Annotated in this window: 22 protein-coding genes; 9 read left to right on the top strand and 13 right to left on the bottom strand. The window is 29.9% G+C overall.

Annotated features, from left to right (window positions below; translation table 11 throughout):
- Positions 1–2: 2 nt before the first annotated feature.
- From cfbA (Q4Q16_RS02905) to Q4Q16_RS02895, 3 genes are all read right to left on the bottom strand, one after another.
- On the bottom strand, positions 3–482 hold the full coding sequence (gene cfbA, locus Q4Q16_RS02905; protein ID WP_303346131.1) for a sirohydrochlorin nickelochelatase: 480 nt from the start codon (positions 480–482) through the stop codon (positions 3–5).
- A gap of 83 nt (positions 483–565) precedes the next feature.
- The gene (gene cfbA, locus Q4Q16_RS02900) at positions 566–1,480 is read right to left on the bottom strand and encodes a sirohydrochlorin nickelochelatase (protein ID WP_303346129.1); all 915 of its coding nucleotides are present in this window, start codon (positions 1,478–1,480) and stop codon (positions 566–568) included.
- A complete protein-coding gene (locus tag Q4Q16_RS02895) occupies positions 1,452–1,850 on the bottom strand; it encodes a Zn-ribbon domain-containing OB-fold protein (RefSeq protein ID WP_303346127.1) in 399 nt (132 codons plus the stop codon). The genes cfbA (Q4Q16_RS02900) and Q4Q16_RS02895 overlap by 29 nt, the downstream gene beginning before the upstream one ends.
- A 174-nt stretch (positions 1,851–2,024) precedes the next feature.
- Here Q4Q16_RS02895 and Q4Q16_RS02890 point away from each other — a divergent pair, with 174 nt between their 5' ends.
- Both Q4Q16_RS02890 and Q4Q16_RS02885 read left to right on the top strand, forming a co-directional pair.
- Positions 2,025–2,963: a hypothetical protein gene (locus tag Q4Q16_RS02890; RefSeq protein WP_303346125.1), complete on the top strand. Its 939-nt coding sequence runs from the start codon at positions 2,025–2,027 to the stop codon at positions 2,961–2,963.
- Positions 2,956–3,819 carry a hypothetical protein gene (locus Q4Q16_RS02885; RefSeq protein ID WP_303346124.1) on the top strand — a complete coding sequence of 288 codons (864 nt, stop codon included), beginning with the start codon at positions 2,956–2,958 and terminating at the stop codon, positions 3,817–3,819. Before Q4Q16_RS02890 ends, Q4Q16_RS02885 begins: the two co-directional genes overlap by 8 nt.
- Positions 3,820–3,827: 8 nt before the next feature.
- On the opposite strand, the gene Q4Q16_RS02880 is transcribed toward Q4Q16_RS02885, so the two are convergent.
- From Q4Q16_RS02880 to Q4Q16_RS02865, 4 genes are read right to left on the bottom strand one after another with little or no spacing between them, the layout of a single operon-like run.
- Complete coding sequence (locus Q4Q16_RS02880) at positions 3,828–5,090, bottom strand: magnesium transporter (RefSeq protein ID WP_303346122.1); 1,263 nt, start codon at positions 5,088–5,090, stop codon at positions 3,828–3,830.
- A 31-nt stretch (positions 5,091–5,121) separates the two neighbouring features.
- Positions 5,122–5,721 carry a potassium channel family protein gene (locus tag Q4Q16_RS02875; protein ID WP_368660207.1) on the bottom strand — a complete coding sequence of 200 codons (600 nt, stop codon included), beginning with the start codon at positions 5,719–5,721 and terminating at the stop codon, positions 5,122–5,124.
- Positions 5,722–5,731: 10 nt separating this feature from the next.
- Positions 5,732–6,805, bottom strand: coding sequence for a precorrin-3B C(17)-methyltransferase (gene cobJ / locus Q4Q16_RS02870; protein ID WP_303346120.1), 1,074 nt, complete (start codon positions 6,803–6,805; stop codon positions 5,732–5,734).
- Positions 6,806–6,813: 8 nt separating this feature from the next.
- Positions 6,814–7,311, bottom strand: a complete 498-nt coding sequence (locus Q4Q16_RS02865; RefSeq protein WP_303346118.1) for a hypothetical protein — start codon at positions 7,309–7,311, stop codon at positions 6,814–6,816.
- Between the two features lie 326 nt (positions 7,312–7,637).
- Between Q4Q16_RS02865 and Q4Q16_RS02860 the strand changes: the two genes are divergently transcribed.
- Complete coding sequence (locus Q4Q16_RS02860) at positions 7,638–9,296, top strand: DNA-directed DNA polymerase II small subunit (RefSeq protein ID WP_303346117.1); 1,659 nt, start codon at positions 7,638–7,640, stop codon at positions 9,294–9,296.
- Between the two features lie 9 nt (positions 9,297–9,305).
- On the top strand, positions 9,306–9,893 hold the full coding sequence (locus Q4Q16_RS02855; protein ID WP_303346116.1) for a class II aldolase/adducin family protein: 588 nt from the start codon (positions 9,306–9,308) through the stop codon (positions 9,891–9,893).
- Here Q4Q16_RS02855 and Q4Q16_RS02850 read toward each other — a convergent pair.
- Positions 9,890–10,054, bottom strand: coding sequence for a Met repressor (locus Q4Q16_RS02850; RefSeq protein ID WP_303346115.1), 165 nt, complete (start codon positions 10,052–10,054; stop codon positions 9,890–9,892). The two genes, Q4Q16_RS02855 and Q4Q16_RS02850, sit on opposite strands and share 4 nt — an antisense overlap.
- Positions 10,055–10,195: 141 nt before the next feature.
- Here Q4Q16_RS02850 and Q4Q16_RS02845 point away from each other — a divergent pair, with 141 nt between their 5' ends.
- Positions 10,196–10,441 carry a UPF0147 family protein gene (locus Q4Q16_RS02845; protein WP_303346114.1) on the top strand — a complete coding sequence of 82 codons (246 nt, stop codon included), beginning with the start codon at positions 10,196–10,198 and terminating at the stop codon, positions 10,439–10,441.
- A 23-nt stretch (positions 10,442–10,464) separates the two neighbouring features.
- Here Q4Q16_RS02845 and Q4Q16_RS02840 read toward each other — a convergent pair whose 3' ends face one another.
- Positions 10,465–11,478: a cobalt-precorrin 5A hydrolase gene (locus tag Q4Q16_RS02840; protein WP_303346113.1), complete on the bottom strand. Its 1,014-nt coding sequence runs from the start codon at positions 11,476–11,478 to the stop codon at positions 10,465–10,467.
- The gene (locus Q4Q16_RS02835; RefSeq protein WP_303346112.1) at positions 11,475–12,512 is read right to left on the bottom strand and encodes a cobalamin biosynthesis protein; all 1,038 of its coding nucleotides are present in this window, start codon (positions 12,510–12,512) and stop codon (positions 11,475–11,477) included. The genes Q4Q16_RS02840 and Q4Q16_RS02835 overlap by 4 nt, the downstream gene beginning before the upstream one ends.
- Before the next feature lie 63 nt (positions 12,513–12,575).
- On the opposite strand from Q4Q16_RS02835, the gene Q4Q16_RS02830 reads away from it, so the two are divergent.
- Together Q4Q16_RS02830 and Q4Q16_RS02825 are read left to right on the top strand one after the other, a co-directional pair.
- The gene (locus Q4Q16_RS02830) at positions 12,576–13,058 is read left to right on the top strand and encodes a DUF2299 domain-containing protein (protein ID WP_303346110.1); all 483 of its coding nucleotides are present in this window, start codon (positions 12,576–12,578) and stop codon (positions 13,056–13,058) included.
- A 633-nt stretch (positions 13,059–13,691) separates the two neighbouring features.
- Positions 13,692–14,855, top strand: a complete 1,164-nt coding sequence (locus tag Q4Q16_RS02825; RefSeq protein WP_303346108.1) for a Cdc6/Cdc18 family protein — start codon at positions 13,692–13,694, stop codon at positions 14,853–14,855.
- On the opposite strand, the gene pyrB is transcribed toward Q4Q16_RS02825, so the two are convergent.
- A complete protein-coding gene (pyrB, locus tag Q4Q16_RS02820) occupies positions 14,848–15,783 on the bottom strand; it encodes an aspartate carbamoyltransferase (protein WP_303346194.1) in 936 nt (311 codons plus the stop codon). The genes Q4Q16_RS02825 and pyrB overlap by 8 nt on opposite strands.
- 241 nt (positions 15,784–16,024) lie before the next feature.
- On the bottom strand, positions 16,025–16,885 hold the full coding sequence (gene hisG, locus Q4Q16_RS02815) for an ATP phosphoribosyltransferase (protein ID WP_303346106.1): 861 nt from the start codon (positions 16,883–16,885) through the stop codon (positions 16,025–16,027).
- Between the two features lie 244 nt (positions 16,886–17,129).
- On the opposite strand from hisG, the gene Q4Q16_RS02810 reads away from it, so the two are divergent.
- Positions 17,130–17,336, top strand: coding sequence for a histone family protein (locus tag Q4Q16_RS02810; RefSeq protein WP_303346104.1), 207 nt, complete (start codon positions 17,130–17,132; stop codon positions 17,334–17,336).
- Positions 17,337–17,378: 42 nt separating this feature from the next.
- Positions 17,379–18,683, top strand: a complete 1,305-nt coding sequence (locus tag Q4Q16_RS02805) for an amidohydrolase family protein (RefSeq protein ID WP_303346102.1) — start codon at positions 17,379–17,381, stop codon at positions 18,681–18,683.
- Here the strand turns inward: Q4Q16_RS02805 and tfrA are convergent.
- A complete protein-coding gene (gene tfrA / locus Q4Q16_RS02800; protein ID WP_303346100.1) occupies positions 18,676–20,319 on the bottom strand; it encodes a fumarate reductase (CoM/CoB) subunit TfrA in 1,644 nt (547 codons plus the stop codon). The genes Q4Q16_RS02805 and tfrA overlap by 8 nt on opposite strands.
- Positions 20,320–20,350 lie beyond the last annotated feature (31 nt).

Raw genomic sequence — 20,350 nt, 5'->3', positions numbered from 1 at the left:
AATTACAAATATTCTGAAACTCTATCCTTGATAATTTCATACATACGCTTATCGATTCCGAGAGGATCGGTTAAAATGATTTCACCATCAAATTCAATGGACTCCTCATCATGGTCATGATGATGATGATGACCGTGATCGTGTCCGTGATGATGGTGGTGGTGATGAGAAGACGCCTCTTCAGCATCAAAGTCGGTTTCAATACCAAGCAATTTTGGAATATCCCTTTTAGTATGAAGTCCGTGTGCAACAAAAACAGGAACAACAATTATTCTATCCAAATCATTTTCTTCAGTTAGTTTTTTAATTGTTTCTTGAATACCCGGTTTTCTAATTTCCATAAAGGCATAATCAACAATAGCTTCTGGAAATTCTTCTAAATACAATTCTTTATAAGCTTCAATTACTTTTTTACCATCTTCCAATCTAGAACCATGACTTAAAAGCAAAATAGCTGTTTTATTATCAGACATTAAATTCATCCTTTTTATTATTTATTAATTTGAAGTTAAATTTTATTAAGTTAATCTTGAGAAAATAATTTTTTAAAAAAAATATGAAAAAATTATAATTTTTCATTTACCATATCAACTAAAATATCAACTAGTATATCCTCTGCATTAATAGAATCCGGATAAAGGATTTCACCGTCAAACTCAACAGGGGTTAAATCATGACTATGGTCATAGTCGTGACCATGGCTGTGATTGTGGCTGTGAGTATGTTCATGATCATCCAATAATCCTAAGATATGTGGAATATCGTGAGTGGTATGCATTCCCGGAGCAATGAAAACCGGAACAACAATCAGTCTTTCCAATTCATTTTCATCAACCAATTTATTAATGGATTCTGGAATGCTTGGACCGCATAATTCCATAAATCCAAAACTAGATGGATAATCACAAGTTTTTTCAAACTTATCATATAATGCTGTGGCAAATTCTTTATTATAATTTAATCTGGAACCATGAGTAACAAGTAAAATTCCTGTTTTTGCACTATCATCCAATTTAGATTTGGATAATGCCTCATTAATCCTTTTATCAATAATATCTAAAAGTTCATCACGGGGACCAATTGAATTTAACAGCTCAATTTCACCATCAAAATCAACGTCACCGGCTATTGATAAGTAATGATCTTTTGGATAATTTCCATCAGGGCATCTCGGATCCACTTCTAAAGGTTCAAGACCTAATAACTGTGGAATATCAATATTAGTATGAATTCCCGGAGCTAAAAATACTGGAAGTGCAATAATTTTATTTAAATCATCAACTTCTTCTTTTAATACTTCAACAGCACCAGAAATAGTTGGTTCGGATACTTTCATGTAGCCGACTTCGGTAGTAAAACCACTTTTATTGATGAACTTCTCTTTAATTTCAGTGAAAACCTCTTGAGCAAAAGGTAAAGTACTGCCGTGGCTAACTAAAATTACGCCAACATTATTTGACAACTTTGAATTTGTACCCATAAGAGATAACTCCGTCCTCTCCATCTTCTCTTATTTTTCTAAATACCATTTCCACATCATCACCAATTTCGATATTATCAACATCGGTGTCTACGAGCTGTGAAGTTAATTTTGCACCTTCTTCAAGCTCAATTACAGCTACAGCGTAAGGTGCTGATTTTTTAAAATCTTCAGGTGCTGATCTAATTACTGAAAATGTGTATATTTTACCTTTTCCTGAGAATTGGAAAGGTTCAAGGTTTCCTTTTCTTCTACAATTAGGACAAACTACACGAGATGGGAAAAATAATTCACCACAGGTGTTACATTTTGTACCAATTAGGTTGTATCTTTGTTGTATATGACGCCATGTTCTTACAGTATCAGACATGTGAATCCTCCATATATATTTTAATACGATAATATATATTTTAAATTATATATATAAGTACTATTTTTATTACCATTTTAAGCTTTTTTTTAAAAAAAGTAATAATTTTGTGTGCTAAGTCATAGAGTCGCACTTACAAAACTAATTTATAAATTTTGACATATAATTTTAAAAATGAAAATCGACTCTAAAGGAAATATGATTATAGGAACAACGGCTATTTTAATAATATCGTTGTTGTTAATCTGCATTTTTGTCATAACTTCCATAAATTACATCCAAAATAAAAATATTGAATTCAAGCAAAATGATAATTTCAAATATATTATTGATGACTACATACAAAACTTAGAATTTAATCAAAGAAAATCAATAGATAAAGCAACTCAGAAAGTCTACAACGGACTGCCGGTATTAAACAGCAAAGACCAGATAAAAAAGAACTTGAACAACATATTGAATGAAAAAAATAAAGAATATAAGGAAAAATATGATGTAAAGATTACTTCAGAAACGCTATCTGTTGAAAATACCAATTCCCCCTGGAAAATACTTTTTAAAGTGAAATTAAACGTTGAAAAAGGCAGAGAAAAATACTCTAAAATCGTTGCGAAAAATACTTCAATTGAAGGGCTCAGAGACCCTTTACCGATTTCCAAACTAACTATTTTATCAGGAATCCTAACATATGATAATAAAATACATTATAAAACTGCACTATCAGGTTATATGCTTTTACATAATCTAGATTCCCCGGAATCATATATTGAAGCAACGGCACCACTAATTATTAAAAAATGTCCTTATGATCCATATATCCATCATGGGGATTCGGATATACTTGACGATTGTCTTAAAAATGGCTATTTTCATGAAAGCGCTGATGGAAGCTGTTATTTATGCAGATTGGAAGGAAAAGGAAAATGTCCTCATTATGGTTTAGAAGTTTTTATTCAAACACATACCCCTTTAAAAAATGAGTCATTATCCTGTTCTGACCATGTTGTATTTGCAGACCATTATAATGGGGAAAAGATTAATCCAGATGACTGGAATAGTTTAATTTTAGATTCATCTCACAGAAAGAAATATGGGTTGATTGAAGATGGATAATAAGGGAAGTGCAACAATAGAAATCATGACAGTTATAATAATAATTTTACTGATTCTTGTAATTATTCTAACATTTATTGAAAATACAAGTGAAAAAATCATTATCACGGCAGAAAATGAAAATATAGGAAGTTTAACATCAGAAATTGCAGATAATTTAATTAACAATCCTGGAAATCCCAATAAATGGTTTGAATACAATAAAGGAATGGCAGGCCTTGCAATTATAAATGAAGAAGGTGAAATAATACCAAATAGCGTTTCGTATCAGAAATTCGTTGTACTTGGTAAAAATTATAAAAAATTTGTTGATGAAGAAATTTTTGATTCAAAATTTCACTCTTCAATGGAACTAATCCCTCAGAAGAGTAGTATTTCAAGTGTAAAAATCGGTTCTAATGATGATTCGGACAATGTTTTTGCTGTAAATAGACTTGTAAAATGTGATTTTTACAAAAAATATGTTATAAAAGATTTTCAAAATGAAGGAAAATGCCGCCATAACCACGATCAGGAATCTAATAGCTGTAATTACTTTAAAATTTTTAAGAAAAGCATAATAAATGCTAATTACTTTTTATTAATTGATGAAAGTGAAAAATATGAATTAAGGTATATTATTGATACAACAAGAGTTGTTAAAGGAAAACCATGGCAAAACGTGATGTCTGAGTGTATTAGTTTAAATGATAAAATCAATTTCTATGATGATGAAAATGCTGTGGTGTTTGTTCATTTAGACAAACCGCATCCAAAAGCCGTTTTAGTAAGCGTTCCTAAAAATTTTAGGAATAATCTAAAATACGATTACTTTAGAACAAACGAATGTCAATTTATTTTAAAAACATGGTATTAAACTCTGTTTTAGATAAGAACATGCAACAATAATAAAGACACGGAAATTAAAATCAGACTTGAAATTGAATCTGTTATGCTTGTTGAAATCGGAATTACAATATTATCAGGGTCTAAATTATTTTTATATGAAATTATTGAAATATAATAAACAACAAATACCATGATTGAAACTAAAATAAAGCCCGCCAATCCACTGATTTCAACAATCTTATCAAATCCAACACCAACTGTTCCAAATGAAATTGATGATGCCTCAGCAAGTATTCCAATTAATGGGAATACAACAAGAGCGAATATATAACAAATTCCGAAGTTATGAAGTGCTTCCCCTTCAGGTTTGGAAAATGGTTCAACTAAACCAGAGTGAAGGGCTGAAGAGAGTCTCGCACCTAAAATACTAATTAAACTTCCGCTTTCACCTGAGAATAACGGCAATAAAGTAAGTAAGCTAGGATTGGAAAGCAATGTTTCAACAGAACTGTTTAAAATTCCACCTGCAGAACCTCCTAAAAAGGAACATAACAGCAAAATTGGTGTTGACTGTTTTAAAATTGTCCTGCTTTCATCAGAAAATCTATAACAGTAAATAAAACCTATTAATACAGAAAGTAAAATTATGCCAAGAACCATATCCTTAATGATAAAATTAACATCTAAAGCTTTTAGAACAAAAATTGATAGGATAATAGCAGGCAAGGTAAATAAATCTCCAAATGCTGCAATAATAGGGCTGGTAATATTGTCCGGATCCCATCCATGTTCAAAGCTTTTAAATGAAATAAACATGGTAATTGGAAGCATGATAATATTAGAGATTAATCCTGCAATTGTACAAATCAATATAAAGTCAATCAAGTCCATTGACGGATAACGCAATAAAAGACAAAATATCTTTGCTACTATACCTAAAAATATTGATAAAACAAGGGTTAAAACAAATGATGAAAAGATATTACTGTTTAAATCATCTGAAAATTCAAATCTTGGAGATATTAAACCGATATGTAAGTTGGTAGATAATCTTGAAGCAAATGATCCGAAAATATTTCCTCTCATCCCAATAGCGCCAGGAATAACAACCAATAAACCAGGAAATGTTTCAAGGAAAAAAGTCATCCTGCCTAAGATAATACCTGCTATTAAATCTCCAGTTGCACAAATTAAAAGAGCAATTAATCCTTCTTTTATGACATGATCATGTTCCCTAAAGAACTTAGATAATGCCTGAATAGATAGTGAACTGCGTTTCTTCTTCTGTTGACCTTTCACAAATATCACTACCTACCATATTAATCACTCTCTATTCTTCATCTTCTAATTCTTCTGGAATATCCTCTAAAGAACAAGCTCCGCTAGCAAGTTTTTCTAACAGTTCTCCGCCTTCATCAGTACCTTTTAAAATCAGTATATCATTAGCTAAAATCATGGTATTCTTATCCGGGCCGTAAATCCAGGAAACACCTCGTCTAATAGCTATTACTCTCATACCAGTACGATTAACTAATAGCAAATCCCCTAAAGTATTATTGGCTAATTCAGATGATTCATCAACTGTTACTCTAACAATACTTTTATCAGATTCTTCCATTACTTTTTTAAAAACTGGATGTGGTTTAAAACCAGTTATTACTAAGTCAGCTATATCTTTTGCAGCATTTGCCATGGACTCAGCTGCTTCTGCAATTTCAAGTAAAGCTGTTAATTTCTCAGCATCCTCATATGACCGTGCTGCAACCAATGATTGCTTTTTAATTTCATAATTCATTGCATTAACTTCGTTTTCTAATGTAATTACTTCTTCTGCCGCGGCTTTACTATTAAACAAAACAGCCGAATAAGCTAAATCAACCATTAGTTCCGACATATTTTTCATTTCTATTAAAAGATTTTTAATTGACAATTAAATACCCCTAAAGATTGTTTGGATTATTTTTCAATAAACAAGCCCTTCTAAGTTTTAATAATGATTTTTTCTTTGTTTTTAAATCTTCAACTTCTTCTAAAATATTTTCTAAAGGTTGGCGTAAACATTCAACGCTTTCCTTTTCATGTAGCCATGTGCAATCTTTACAATTCCAAACATTTTTACCTTTAATCCATGTTCCGCAAGTTGAAGAGTCTCCACATGGATAAAACGGACAATAGCAGAAGTCACAATATTGACCCTCATAATGGCATGGGTAGAATTCGCATTCCCTGTTAGGACCATGTGCAATTTCGCCATTTAAGAATTTTTCATAATGATTTCGTGATAATTCATGGATTTTAGACCTGATTACATATCCTCTAGGTGTTATAAGTTTATTATCTAGAACATAAGTTAAATCATTTCCAACGATTAATGTGCAGGACATATTAACCATGTCTTCAGTTAAATCTTTAATTTCAGTAATTGTTGATTTAGGAGGTTCAAAAGTACTGTCAACAATGCCAACTAATGTATCATCTCCTTTAATATCCAAAACACATTGTTTAAAGATTTTAAAAGGCTCTTTACGAGTTTTACTAATAGGATTATAAATTGCAACAATCAGATTAGCTTCAAGTGCATATTTCAATTTTTTTTCGATTTCGGACAATGGAGTTAAAATATTACTTAAACTAATTGCTGCGAAATCATTTAAAGGAGCTCCTAAAATGCTAGAGGCATAATTTAGTGCAGAAACACCTGGAAAAACCTTAATTTCAACATCGTCATATTTACTAACAATTTGATATAGCACGTTTGCCATTCCAAAGACACCCGGATCTCCGGAACTAATTAATGAAACATTTAAGCCTTCCAAACTTTTTTTAATAGCAAGTTCGGCTCTGAATATTTCATCGCCCATACCTTTTTGAATAATTTCCTTATCCTGAATTAAATCATGAATCTGGTTAATATATTTCTTATAACCAATAATAACATCAGATTCTTCAATGGCTTTTAAAGCACCTAAAGTCATGTTTTCTCTATTCTGACCAATTCCTATTACATTAATCATTTTAATCACTAGTATAATTTTAAAACAGAAGTTATGACCATTGTATTAGTATCTACTTTCAATCCGTTATTTTTAAATGAAGCAACCGCTGTTGCAATGATTTTATAGGATGGATCTTGACTAATAACAATTTGTCCTGAAGTTGAATTAGGAGAAGCATAACCTAAAGCCTCTATTGTCACTGTTAAATTCTTATTATCAGTATCATCACGTGTAGATACGTTCATTGAATCAACATTAACTCCGTCAACCTTCGATAAACTCTCCATCTGCATGGCAACGTCTTTTTTATTACTGATATTAACTGGAGTTGGATCTTTGATTAAAGCGTCGTTAACAGTCTGAGGATTGACAATGGAAGATATTTTATCTATTTGCATATCAATTAATCCCTGAATGTTAGGAGCTTCAGCAGTAACAATAGTATATGAACTAAATAGCCCTACTTCAAAAAATATAATAAATAAAACAATTATTAAAATAATTCTAACAAATTTATTCGCCATTTTATCACAATCATTATTTTAACTTATAATGAAATAGTTTTTATTTTTAATATATAATAAAGATAACTAATAAATAACATTTCCAGAAACTTAAGGTTTTAAGTATGATATTTTTAATTTTTAAGGCATGGCAGAAATTCTATTTTTTCAATATTTATTAAAGAAATAATCAAAGACATAATGCCTGATAAAGCCATTAAAATTCGTTGAATACTGTATTTGAATACTTGAAAATTGTGTTAAATAAAATTTTTCAATAAAAAATAAAAATTTAAAAATAAAATTCTCAAAGTTTATTAACATAGAAAATAAAAATTTTAATTAATATGTCAACTAATAAAATTTTATTAAAATTTGCAAAAAAAGGAATCAACCTATCACCAGAAGCTTATAATAGAGTCATAAATGCTGAGAATCCTTTAAATTTCGCATCATCTCTAATAGTTAAATTAAAAGGTGATAAATTCTCATCAAAAGATTTAATTTCTGTTAGTGGTGAAACAGTTGATAAAATTACAGGAATTAAAAGCGAAGAGGATAACAGTCAGAAAATATTAACGGATGACATAACTTCTAAAAGCAGGGAAGAACCGGTAGTTAAAAAAAAATCTAAAACACCACCTAAAAAGATAGAGTCAATTGATAAATTAAAAAAAGAAAGCGATGAAGTTGAAAAACACATCAACAAAGAAATACTGGAAGCTTCAGAAACTGTTGAAGATACAAAAATCAAATTCAAAAGAAATGAACAAAAAACCAATGTTAAATATGATTTTAAAATTATACAGGACACATCTAAAAAATCATATACAAGCGGTGAGATTGAAAACCTGGTAACATATTTCAAAAGCAGATATGATAAACTGGCAAATATTTTATCAAAAAGACCTGAACTTAGAAATTACACTAAAATAGCTGATATTGATGATTCACAGGAATCTTTAAGTTTAATTTTAATGATTCGTGAAATCAGAACAAGTAAAAACGGTCATAAAATTATCGAATTTGAAGATGATACCGGAACAATTTCAATTTTATTCTCCAATAAAAATGAAGAACTGTTTGCCGAGTCTGAAAAACTTGTTAAAGATGAAGTTATCGGTGTTATAGCAAACAAAAGTGACGATCCGAAATTTGCATTTGCTCAGCAAATTATTAATCCGGGTGTTTTAACTGTTCCTGAAAAAGAAATGGATTTTGGAATTGTATTCTTATCCGATATTCACATTGGAAGCTTAACTTTCCTAGAAGGTGCGTTTCAAAAATTTATTGACTGGATTAACTGTGAATATGGTTCAGAAGAGCAGAGGAAAATTGCGGAGGACGTTAAATATCTCGTTATTGGTGGAGATATTGTGGACGGTATTGGTGTATATCCTAATCAGGAAAAGGAACTGGCCATTAAGGATATTACCCAACAGTACAATGAAGCTGCTAGATTTTTAGGAAATATTAGAAGAGATATTAAAATCATTATTGCTCCTGGAAACCACGACGCATCAAGAGTAGCAGAACCGCAACCTGCTGTACCTGAAGAATATGCAAATGCATTGTATGAACTTGATAATGTAGAGTTCATTTCAAATCCGGGTGTCGTGTCACTTGATGGAATCAACGTCTTAATATACCACGGACGTAGTTTTGATGATCTTGTAATGGCAGTTAAAGAATTTAGTCATGAGAGAAATGATTTGTTGATGGAAGAATTACTTAATAAAAGACATTTAGCACCGATTTACGGAGAAAGAACTCCCCTTGCATCAGAGCTTGAAGATTATTTAGTAATTGATGAATTGCCAGATGTATTCCATACAGGTCATGTTCACATTAATACATATAAAAAATTCAAAGGAATACATTTAATTAATTCAGGTACTTTTCAGACTCAAACAGAGTTTCAAAAAATTTACAATATTGAACCAACACCTGCACAAGTTCCAGTGCTTCATAAAGGAAAATACAAGCATTTAAAATTTATTGAATGAGGTATTTTAATGAAAAAACATGTTAATGAAATTATTAGAGTTTCAAAGGAAGTTTATAATAAAGGATTGGTTTCTGGAAAAGCCGGAAACATCAGTAAAAGAATCAAAAGCAGTATTGGTGATGTTGTAGCTATTACACCTACCTTAAAATCACTTGCTGATTTAAAAGAAGAAGATATTGTCATGTTGGATATGGACGGAAACTTATTGACAAAAGGAAAACCCTCCTCAGAAGTGAATATGCACTTGGAAATTTATAAAAAAAGACCTGATGTTAATGCTATTGTCCACACTCATTCACCATACGCAACAGGATTTGCCTTTTCATCTAAAAAGCTCAAAAGATTAGAAGGCTTTGGTGAGATTAAAAATCCCTATTTAGATTATATTGAATATGAAAAGCCGGGCAGTATTGAACTTGCAGAAAATGCAAGCGAAAAAATGATTGGTGAAGATATTCTTATTTTAAAAAATCATGGTGTTATTTGTGTCAATGACGATTTAAATGAAGCAAAATCATTAGCTATCTTTGTTGAAGAGTCTGCTAAAACACAGTTTGTAACATATATGCTGGATTTAGTTGAAGATAAAAATTAATCTTCATCTAAAACATTACTATTATTTCTTTTATTCATTCCTTCTTCAATCATTTGAAGAATCAGACCAGACAATGAAGTATCCTCATGAATCGCCATTATTTTTAATTCTTTTTTCAAATCAACAGGAATATTTATAGTTGTTTTACTTACATCAGACATGAATATAATTCATTTTTAATTAATATATATTTTTTTCTACTGCCTGAAATATCACATTATACCACAAAATATTTAAACATATTAATAACAGATATTAATTATATTTGAACTTATTTTTAATAATTAATTGGAGGGAGTATTATGAGTGGTCAAATTGATGAAGTTTGTGAAATACTTGAATATATTGCTGATAATAACACTGTACCTCGTAATATCAGAGAGGCTGCAGCGAAGTCTTGTACTTTATTAAAAGATGAGGATCAAGATCAATCTGTAAAGATAAGTACTGTTTTAGGAAAATTAGATGAAATAAGTAACGATCCAAACATTCCGGTTCATGCAAGAACATTAATTTGGGAAGTTTTATCTAAATTAGAATCTATCTAGATTCATTTTTCCTTTTTTTATTATTATTTTGAAACTGCAATCGAAATTGTAACGCCATCATATGATGTTTTTTTATATATTAACTTTGAGTCAAAACCGGCTGTAATCAATGCAGAAGGTTCACAAACACCGTAAATACCAAATTTCGAATATACAAATTCTGATTTTTCAATATCTTTTGATTTAAATAGCTTTAATTTGTCCATTTCAACAAAATTAACAGGTATATTTAATTTATCTGAAAGTTCTAAAATACCATGTTCGTCATTTTTTATTTCAGCAGAAGATAACATGTTTATTCTTGATTTATCAATGTTTAAATCGCCAATTGAACTGATTAAACCTTCATAGATTTCACTGCATTTTTTTCCACGTCGACAACCTATTCCAACAACAAGCTTTTTTTCTTTTAAAATAATTTCATGATTGTCTAATGCAATACATATTTCATCTTCATTCACCTCAGGGGAATAAAAAAAAGAGACATGCATTTCAAGTGTATTATTGTTTAAATATTCAAAGAGATAATCAAAATTTTTATTTGGATTTAATGTAAATGTAATTTGCTTTTCATCAAGAATAGCCTTATTAAAAAATAAAATCTCTTTGGTATTATTAATTGATAAATATAAATCTCTGGCTAAAACATCTATTCCTAATTTACTGTTAACATCAGTAGATGTGGTAATAACAGGTGCTGCATTAATTAAACCGGCTATTTTTTTGGCAAACTTATTTGCACCACCAATATGCCCTGATAAAGCCGAAATAACAAAATTACCTTTATCATCAATGTTTAAAACAGCAGGATCAGACACTTTTGATTCGACTAACGGGGCGATTGACCTAATTAAAATTCCAGATGCCATTATTGCAATTATCGCATCATATTCATTAAACAGAATCGGAAAATATTTTTTAACGTTTTTATGATATAAATCTGTTTTTATAACTGTTGAATCATTATCTAATTTTTCTTTTATTTTAAAAGCTAATTTTTGACCTTCATTTGAAACAGAAATAATTGCTATTTTCATAATATCACATAAATCAATGTAAATAATACTATAATTGTTATTGTAAATAATGTAATTGACATTTCAGATAAATTAACTGCTTTTGAAATATCCTCTGCTGTAATTTCTCTATTGTTGTCTCCCAGAACATATGTATCTTTTTTTATTAATTGGATATTTAATGCTCCTGCTGTAGATGCCATAGTATAACCTGAATTTGGAGATGGGCATTTTCTGGAGTCTCTCAACATTATACAAAAACTATTTTTTCCATCCAATTTAATTAAATAAGCTGAAATTACAATGAATAATCCTGCAATTCTTGAGGGAATATAATTTAGAATATCATCTATTTTTGCCGGAACAAAACCTATGCATGCCAATTCATCTGTTTTATAACCAACCATTGCATCATGAGTATTGTACAATCTGTAAAATACTGGAATTAATAATAAAAAATACAGTTGAAATTGAACTGGATTGAATAAAATGAATATTGCAAAAACAAAATAATAAAAAACAGGTGCAACATATGAATCAGTTATATTTTCACTTAAACTTTCAATTACAGCAGATACAATAAAACTTTCACTTAATTCAGTTGTGTTTCTGCTGACCAAAAATGAAACTGATTTTCTTGCAATTGTTATATCTTTATTCAAATCATTTTTTACATCAGTTGCAGTTTGCAGAAGCATTTTCAGGGAATATGTTGATGATAATATTAATGAAAATATTATAAATAATATAATAATATTATTTTTACTAATTAGATAAATAATAAATAATAATACACTTGAAATAACACTTGAACAAAATACAAGCATCATACCTGAAATTCTGCTTTTTATGCTTATAAACTTATTTTTGAAAAAATTTATTATTGAACCCATTACCACAACAGGGTGTATCTTAGCTGGAAGTTCACCATAAAAGACATCAATTGCAAGTGAAAACAGAAATGATAATATAATAAATAAAAATAAATTTAATGAAACAATATCATTGGGATTTATTAAAAATATATTACTTACCAAATCATTATATTCAATCATATTTATTATTATATATAAATAAAAAAATAAATAATTTATTATAAATTTTAAATGATGATTGATATGATTAGTGAAGATACTATTAAAAAATGGTTACTTGATGAAGATTTGCTTAAAGAAATGACTTATGATGAAAATGCTGATTTTCACATCATTGCAGAGTTTCCGAAAGAAAACATTATGGATATTATAAAACCGAAACAGAAAGATTGCATAGTTGTTATTTGTGCAACCAATGTTTCACCTGAACACAAAAATTTAATGATTTCAGCAGATCCTGAAGTAAACAGTGAGTTTATTTCTGAAGTGAATTTCGGTTTGAATAATTTTTTAGTTGATTATGAGCTTCAAATTAATAATAACATATTGCATCAGTTCATTATTACAGATCAAATTTTTGAAGACGGTTTAACAAAAGATATGTTTATCAGAACATTAAAAAGAGTATTCAAGTCAAAATTGCATTGTATCTGGTTAATTGACAAAAAATTTGGCAGCATTATTCCTCATCCTAATTATTCTAATGAAAATGACATGTTCATTTAGAGAGGGAGAGGTGCATTTCAAGTATAACATTTCCGAAGGTATATTAAGAATGAAGAGGTGTATTTCAACTGTAACATTTGAAATTTATCTCATTTTATTTTCCTCTTAATTTTTTGTTTTTTATGCTCTTTTTCACTAATTTTTGTTTTTTAATCTTTGTTTTAATTTTTTAATATTTTTACACTTGAAATGCATGTCTTCAATTTTGTTTTTTGAATAAAATGTTTACACTTGAAACACATGTCTCTCTCTTAATTTAAAACCGTGATAATTTTTTTTAAAATTTTCTTTTTAGAGCTTATATCCAATGTATTTTCACTGTTTTTGATAGAAATTTACACTTGAAATTGTTATCTTATATTTGAAATGGTATAATTTCATATTTAAATTTTAATTTGATTCAAGCCAATATTTTTCAAATTAATAATATTTGAATAATTATTATAGAATAATAGTAATTTTTATTTTGATTCATATAATTTAAAAGAATTTAATCGATTTATTTTTTTACATTTTTATCAATTTTCATACATTTTTGTAAAATTGTAATAAAAAACTTTATTTATAATATATTTTAAATTAATAACACTGGAAATTATACTTTATTTTTTTTATAAATTTTAAGGTGGATATATGACAAATATTTTTGAAGAATTGGAAAAAAACGACTCAATGAGTCATTCTATATTTAAGGATAAAGTTCCTCTAGATCATAGATGGCTGCCTGATAAGTTAGTTCACAGAGAAGAACAGATTAGACAAATAGCAAAAAATTGGATTGATGTTTTAAATGGTGTAACACCATCTAACGTTACATTATATGGTAAAACCGGAACAGGTAAAACTGCAACATCAAAATTCGCTCGTGAGCAATTGATGGATATTGCCCATAAGAAAAATGTTTTTGTCAGAGTCGAGTATATCAGATGCACTGATTATACAACCGAGTATCAGGTAATTGCCCAGTTATGTAATGAGCTTGGTCGTAATGTTCCAAATCGTGGTTGGACTAAAGGAGAAGTTGTAAACACATTTAGAGATATTTTTAAAACTAACGCATTTGGTAAAAAGATGCATTTAATTGTTATCTTGGACGAAATTGATATTTTGCTTGATAAGGATGGAGATGGAATTTTATATACTCTTACAAGAACTGACGGTGTTTCAGTATTGTGTATTAGTAATTATCTTGATTTTAAAAATTTAATTAAATCCAGAGTTACTAGTAGTTTTAAAGATAAGGAAATCGTATTTCCCCCTTATGGTGCTGATCAGTTATCTGACATTTTAAATGAGAGAGCAAAATTATCTTTTAATGATGATGTTTTAGATGGTGATGTTATTCCTTTATGTTCAGCAATGGCGGCTAAAGAAGAAGGTGATGCAAGATATGCTCTTGATTTACTTAAGAATGCCGGCGAATTAGCTTTCGATGAGGATTCAAAGAAAGTTACAAGTGAACATGTTAAAAAAGCAAAAGATGAAATAGAACACAATAAAGTCATTGAAATTATATCCACTTTACCTCTTCAACAACAAAGGGTTTTAGAATCTATTTTAAATTTAACAAAACAAAATGAGGAAATTACTTCAGGTAAACTCTACGAAGCTTACACCGATTTATATAAAAAAGATGCTGTTACCTATAGAAGAATATTTGACTTTATTAATGAGCTTGAATTATTGGGAATTATTTCAACAAACACTATTTCACGTGGACGTGGAAAAGGAAGAACCAACATTATTAAGCTTCAATGCGATGAAACATTACTTGAAACAACCCTCTTTTCTATTTAGGGTTGTTTTTTATCAATGTCTTTAAAATAGCCATTCTCACAGGAACGGCATTTTCTGCTTGTGTAAAGTATTTATTGTATTTTGTGTTATCCACATCAGTATCTATCTCATCTATTCTTGGTAGCGGATGCATAACAATTAAATCTTTGCCTTCCAGCATTTTTCTATTAATGATATATGCACCTTTTATTTTTAAGTAATCATTAATGTCACCAAAACGTTCTTTTTGTATTCTAGTTACATATAAAACATTTATATCATCAATTATTTTTTCAATTGAATCTACTTTTTCATATTTGACGTTGGTTTTATCCAAATCATGAAGAACTTCCTGAGGCATTTCAAGCTCAGGTGGTGATACTAAGTATATTTTAACATTATTGAATAGTCCCAAGGCGTAAGCTAGTGAATGGACTGTACGGCCGAATTTCAAATCCCCAATTAAGGCAATTTTCAAATCATCAATAAAACCTATTTCATTTTTAATTGTGTATAAATCAAGCAATGTTTGAGTAGGGTGTTGTCCTGCACCGTCACCTGCATTAATTACAGGTACCTCCACAATATCTGAAATGAATTTAGATACTCCTTCAAGTTCATGTCTGATAACCAATGCGTCGCTGTAGCCTTCAATCATTTTAGCAGTATCGGCAATACTTTCTCCTTTAGACACAGAACTGGATTTACTATTTTCAAATCCGATACATTCTCCATTCAAACGTTTCATTGAAGTTTCAAAAGACATTCTAGTTCTTGTTGAAGGTTCAAAAAACATTAATCCTAGAATTTTTCCTTTAAGTTCTTCAGAAGTTTCTTTAGATTTTGCAATATTTTCTAATTTTGATGCTTCATTTAGAATATATTCAATATCCTCTCTCTCAAAATCTTTTACTGAAATTATGTTTTTTAATCTGAAAATTTTAATCAACCCTTTTTCAATCAAATTGTTTATGCAATCGCTAGTTTTATTGATATAGCCAAATATTTAAACTTGAAAATTTTTCCAATTTTTTCATGATTAAGTCCGCATCAGGCTTAACCCATATCCTTTGAGTAATGTATGATGAATTTACAATATTTTGGATAAATATATGATTTAATATATTTTATAAATATTTTCCATTGATAGCTATTTCAACTGTTCCTCTAAAAGTTTTGTGTATTTCGATTTATATAATTCTTTCAATAGGTACAACAAGAATATCTTTAGCACCTGCATTTCTTAAGTCATTTACAAGTTCAAACACTTCTTTTTCATCAATAACCGCTTGAACAGCAACAGTTTTTTCATTAGACAATACTTCTGATATTGTCAAACCACCCATTGACGGCATTACTTCCTTGACTTTATCTAAGTCATCATTTTTTACATTCATCATGATTAATTTTTTCCTATCAGCATCAAGAACTCCTTTTATGCTTGTGCTGACAGCTTCAATCAGATTTTTTTTATTTTTCAGACTGTCCTTGTTTGCAATCAGTTCGATAGTACTGTTTAGAATATTGTCTATGATTTTTAAATGGTTCATTTTTAAAGTTGTTCCAGTACTTGTCAGGTCGGTTATCAAATCAGCAATTCCTATAAATGGTGCTGCTTCTGTTGATCCGCTCAGTTTAACGATCTTTAAGTTTAGGCCTTTTTCATCCAGGTATTTTTTAGTTAGCACCGGAAACTCAGTTGCCACTTTCATGCCGTTTGTGATATCATCAACAGAGTTTATGTTTGACTCTTCAGGAGCTGCAAGAACCAGTTTTGTTTGTCCAAATTTCAAATCAAGTAGTTTAACAACTTCCGCTTCATTTTCTTTTATTAAATCAAGACCTGTTATTCCTATATCTGCAACGCCATCGTTGACAAATTCAGGTATGTCTGATGCTCTTGCAAACATGACTTCTATATTTTCGTTAAAAGTTTTAGAAATAAGCTTTCTGTTATTTTTATCAACTAACCCCAAACCTGCTTTTTCTAACATGTTTATGGAAGGTTCACTTATTCTTCCCTTGGAAGGTATAGCAATTTTAATTTTCATCATATCTTCTCAAATTTTTTTCTTATATTATGTTTTATAATTGTTTTATAAAAAAGTTTTTTTTAAGGATAAATATTTTTAATTATTATTTTCTTATTTATTTAAAGCAAGACTTCTTATTTTTAAATAATAATCAAGTAAATACAAAATATTTAAATATTAAGTTATCTTAAATTGTAATTTAACTTATGATTTTGTTTGTATTGTCATAAGTTTTTATAAACAATAGAGTGAGGTGAAAAGTATGTCTGAAATTCCAAAAGCTCCTGTTGCAAGAATCATTAAAGAATCTGGTGCAGAAAGAGTTAGTGAAGATGCAAAAGTTGCATTAGCTGAATACTTAGACGAAGTTGCTCGTGATGTAGCTAAAGAAGCTAATAATGTTGCTAAAATCGCTAAACGTAAAACTGTAAAAGCAGAGGATATTAAATTAGCTATTAAAAACTTATAAATAGTTTTTAATCTTTCTTTTTTTTATTTTTAGGTGTTATTTATGAAAGAAAATTCAATTCTTATTAAAAATGCATTAATTTTAAGTCCAAATACAAATTTTGAAGGTAAACAGTCTCTTTTAATTAAAGATAATCTTATTGCTGAAATTTCACAGGAAATTGAACAAGACAATGCAGATAAAATTATTGATGCAGAGGGTAAGATTTTACTTCCGGGATTTATCAATACTCATACTCATTTATCTATGACTTTATTTAGGGGATTAGCTGATGACTTAAGTTTGGATAGCTGGCTAAACGATCATATATGGCCAATGGAAGCTAATTTAAATGGTGATTACTGTTATATTGGTGCTCTTTTAGGTGCCGTTGAACTTATTAAATCAGGAACAACCACATTTTCTGACATGTATTTTTATATGGAGGATGTTGCCCGTGCAGTTGATGAAGCCGGAATTAGGGCAGTTTTATCCTATGGTATGATTGATTTTGGCGATGAGGAAAAGAGAAAAAACGAAATCAGTGAAAACTTAACTTTATTTGATTCATGTGATGGAATGGCTGATGGTAGAATCAAAGTGTTTTTAGGACCACATTCCCCTTATACCGCTTCTGAAGAGCTATTAATCAAAGTACGCGAATTGGCCGATAAGCATAATATGGGAATTCATATCCATGTTTCTGAAACTCAAAAAGAGATAGATGATGTTTCAGCCGATAAAGGTTTAAGGCCATTTGAATATTTGGATAAAATCGGATTTTTAGGTCCTGATGTTGTTGCTGCTCACAGTGTATGGCTAAGTGATGAAGAAATTGAAATCATTAAGAAAAACAATGTAAAGATTTCACACAATCCCTGCAGTAACATGAAATTGGCTTCTGGTATTTGTCCTGTTTCTAAATTAATTGAAAATGATATCTGTGTTTCTATTGGAACTGATGGTGCTTCTTCCAATAATAATTTGGACTTAATAGAAGAGTTAAAAACAGCTTCTTTACTTCAAAAAGTATCCACATTAGATCCTAAAGTTCTAAATTCAGATGAAGCATTGGCTATGGGAACAATTAAAGGTGCAGAGAGTTTGGGTCTTGATTTTGAAATTGGCTCTATTGAAGTAGGTAAAAAAGCAGATATTATTTTAATCGATACTAATTCGGCCAATATGGTTCCGGATAGTTCTTCTTTAAGTTCTAATGTAATTTATTCTGCAAACGGTTCAAATGTAGATACTACTATTTGTGATGGTAAAATATTAATGGAGAATAAAAAATTAACTATTTTGGATGAAGAGGAAATCTATAAAAAAGCTAGACAAGCTATAAAAGAATTAAAAGAAGCTATCTAGCTTCAAATTCTATTTTATTTTTATTGAATATTATGCTCTTTTTCCACTCGTCCTTACTTTCAGGATAGTCTGATCTAAAGTGAGCTCCTCTACTTTCTCTACGTAAAATAGCTGACTTTACAACTAAAATACATACTTCGACCATATTAATTACTTCAAGAGCAGCAACTAAATCATCATTGTATTGTTTTTTATCATTAACGTCTAAGTTATTTAATTCATCCTGCATTTCCTGAAGAATTTTTAAGGCTTCATTTAAGGATTTTTCATCTCTTACAATAGCCACTTTTTCCCACATTAATTTTTTAATGTTCTCTTTAAATTTATTTGGTTTGATAGTTCCTTTTTTAATTAAACTTTCAATTCTTAAGGCTTCTTTTTCAACTTGTTTTTCATTTGATTTTAATTCTGTTCTGCCACAGCATTCGCTTGCACTTTCACCGGCTATTTTTCCGAAAACCTGTGTGTCGGCAAGTGCATTTCCACCTAAACGGTTTGCACCATGAACACCTCCACAGACTTCACCAGCACCAAATAAATTTTTCAATGAAGTGGAAGCATCAGTATTGATTTTTAAACCACCCATAAAGTGGTGTGCAGTAGGTGCAACCTCAATCGGTTCATTTTTAATATCTGCTCCCACGTTTTCAAATTGAAGAACCATTGTTTCCAGCTTTTCATCAATATAATCGTCATCTAAGTGTGAAATATCAAGGTAAACTCCATTGTTTTCAGTTCCCCGGCCTTCAATAATCTCCTGATAAATAGAACGGGCAACAACATCACGGGTAGCTAATTCCATTTTTTCAGGTGCATATTTGCTCATGAACCTTTCTCCGTCTTTATTTATGAGCTTTCCTCCTTCAGCCCTTACAGCTTCAGTTACAAGGACTCCTTTTTTAGATTCTGGAGTTACCATACCGGTTGGGTGGAACTGGATTTGCTCCATATCTATTAAATTAGCTCCGGCTCTATAAGCTATTGCAAAACCATCTCCATTTTTTTGGAAGGTATTTGATGTTACAGGGTATAGTTGTCCAGCCCCTCCGCTAGCTAATATTACTGCTTTGGCTTTAAAATAAATTAAACTGGAATCTTTTAAATCAAGACCGGTTGCACCGATAACCTGATTTTCATCGGTTACAAGTGATGTAATCATAACTTCTTCGATGCATTCAATATCTCTTTTAATGATTTCTTCTTTAAGGGCATTTAATAATTCAGCACCAGTCCTATCTCCTTGATAGCAGGTTCTTCTGTATGTCTGTCCTCCAAATGGTCTTTGGTCTATTTCTCCTGATTCCTGACGGTCGAATAAAGCACCATAATTCTCTAAATCTATTAATCTTTTTGGTGATTCATTGATGAGAATGTCTACAAGCCTTTTGTCATTAAGGAAACTTCCGCCTTTAAGTGTATCTTTAATATGGGCTTCAATAGAGTCATCCTTATCTACAGTTTTAAATACTGCATTATATCCACCTTCTGCCATTCCAGTACATCCTGATCTAAATGAAAGGCCTTTAGAGACAATTATCGAATTCAATCCATTGTTGTCAACTTCAATTGCAGCTCTTGAGCCTGCTCCACCAGATCCAATAATTAATACATCTGTTGAGATAGTTTTTATTTCCATTATATTACCCTGTAAAATTCATTATTACTTT

The organism is Methanobrevibacter sp., assembly GCF_030539875.1.
In the GTDB taxonomy this organism is placed as follows: Archaea; Methanobacteriota; Methanobacteria; order Methanobacteriales; family Methanobacteriaceae; genus Methanocatella.
This window is presented reverse-complemented; position numbering and strand designations above follow the sequence as displayed.

Excerpts from the sequence above, each read along its gene's own strand:
- cfbA (WP_303346131.1), bottom strand. The coding sequence starts at position 482 with ATGAATTTAATGTCTGATAATAAAACAGCTATTTTGCTTTTAAGTCAT.
- cfbA (WP_303346129.1), bottom strand. The coding sequence starts at position 1,480 with ATGGGTACAAATTCAAAGTTGTCAAATAATGTTGGCGTAATTTTAGTT.
- Q4Q16_RS02895 (WP_303346127.1), bottom strand. The coding sequence starts at position 1,850 with ATGTCTGATACTGTAAGAACATGGCGTCATATACAACAAAGATACAAC.
- Q4Q16_RS02890 (WP_303346125.1), top strand. The coding sequence starts at position 2,025 with ATGAAAATCGACTCTAAAGGAAATATGATTATAGGAACAACGGCTATT.
- Q4Q16_RS02885 (WP_303346124.1), top strand. The coding sequence starts at position 2,956 with ATGGATAATAAGGGAAGTGCAACAATAGAAATCATGACAGTTATAATA.
- cobJ (WP_303346120.1), bottom strand. The coding sequence starts at position 6,805 with ATGATTAATGTAATAGGAATTGGTCAGAATAGAGAAAACATGACTTTA.
- Q4Q16_RS02865 (WP_303346118.1), bottom strand. The coding sequence starts at position 7,311 with ATGGCGAATAAATTTGTTAGAATTATTTTAATAATTGTTTTATTTATT.
- Q4Q16_RS02860 (WP_303346117.1), top strand. The coding sequence starts at position 7,638 with ATGTCAACTAATAAAATTTTATTAAAATTTGCAAAAAAAGGAATCAAC.
- Q4Q16_RS02855 (WP_303346116.1), top strand. The coding sequence starts at position 9,306 with ATGAAAAAACATGTTAATGAAATTATTAGAGTTTCAAAGGAAGTTTAT.
- Q4Q16_RS02850 (WP_303346115.1), bottom strand. The coding sequence starts at position 10,054 with ATGTCTGATGTAAGTAAAACAACTATAAATATTCCTGTTGATTTGAAA.
- Q4Q16_RS02845 (WP_303346114.1), top strand. The coding sequence starts at position 10,196 with ATGAGTGGTCAAATTGATGAAGTTTGTGAAATACTTGAATATATTGCT.
- Q4Q16_RS02840 (WP_303346113.1), bottom strand. The coding sequence starts at position 11,478 with ATGAAAATAGCAATTATTTCTGTTTCAAATGAAGGTCAAAAATTAGCT.
- Q4Q16_RS02835 (WP_303346112.1), bottom strand. The coding sequence starts at position 12,512 with ATGATTGAATATAATGATTTGGTAAGTAATATATTTTTAATAAATCCC.
- Q4Q16_RS02830 (WP_303346110.1), top strand. The coding sequence starts at position 12,576 with ATGATTAGTGAAGATACTATTAAAAAATGGTTACTTGATGAAGATTTG.
- Q4Q16_RS02825 (WP_303346108.1), top strand. The coding sequence starts at position 13,692 with ATGACAAATATTTTTGAAGAATTGGAAAAAAACGACTCAATGAGTCAT.
- hisG (WP_303346106.1), bottom strand. The coding sequence starts at position 16,885 with ATGAAAATTAAAATTGCTATACCTTCCAAGGGAAGAATAAGTGAACCT.
- Q4Q16_RS02810 (WP_303346104.1), top strand. The coding sequence starts at position 17,130 with ATGTCTGAAATTCCAAAAGCTCCTGTTGCAAGAATCATTAAAGAATCT.
- Q4Q16_RS02805 (WP_303346102.1), top strand. The coding sequence starts at position 17,379 with ATGAAAGAAAATTCAATTCTTATTAAAAATGCATTAATTTTAAGTCCA.
- tfrA (WP_303346100.1), bottom strand. The coding sequence starts at position 20,319 with ATGGAAATAAAAACTATCTCAACAGATGTATTAATTATTGGATCTGGT.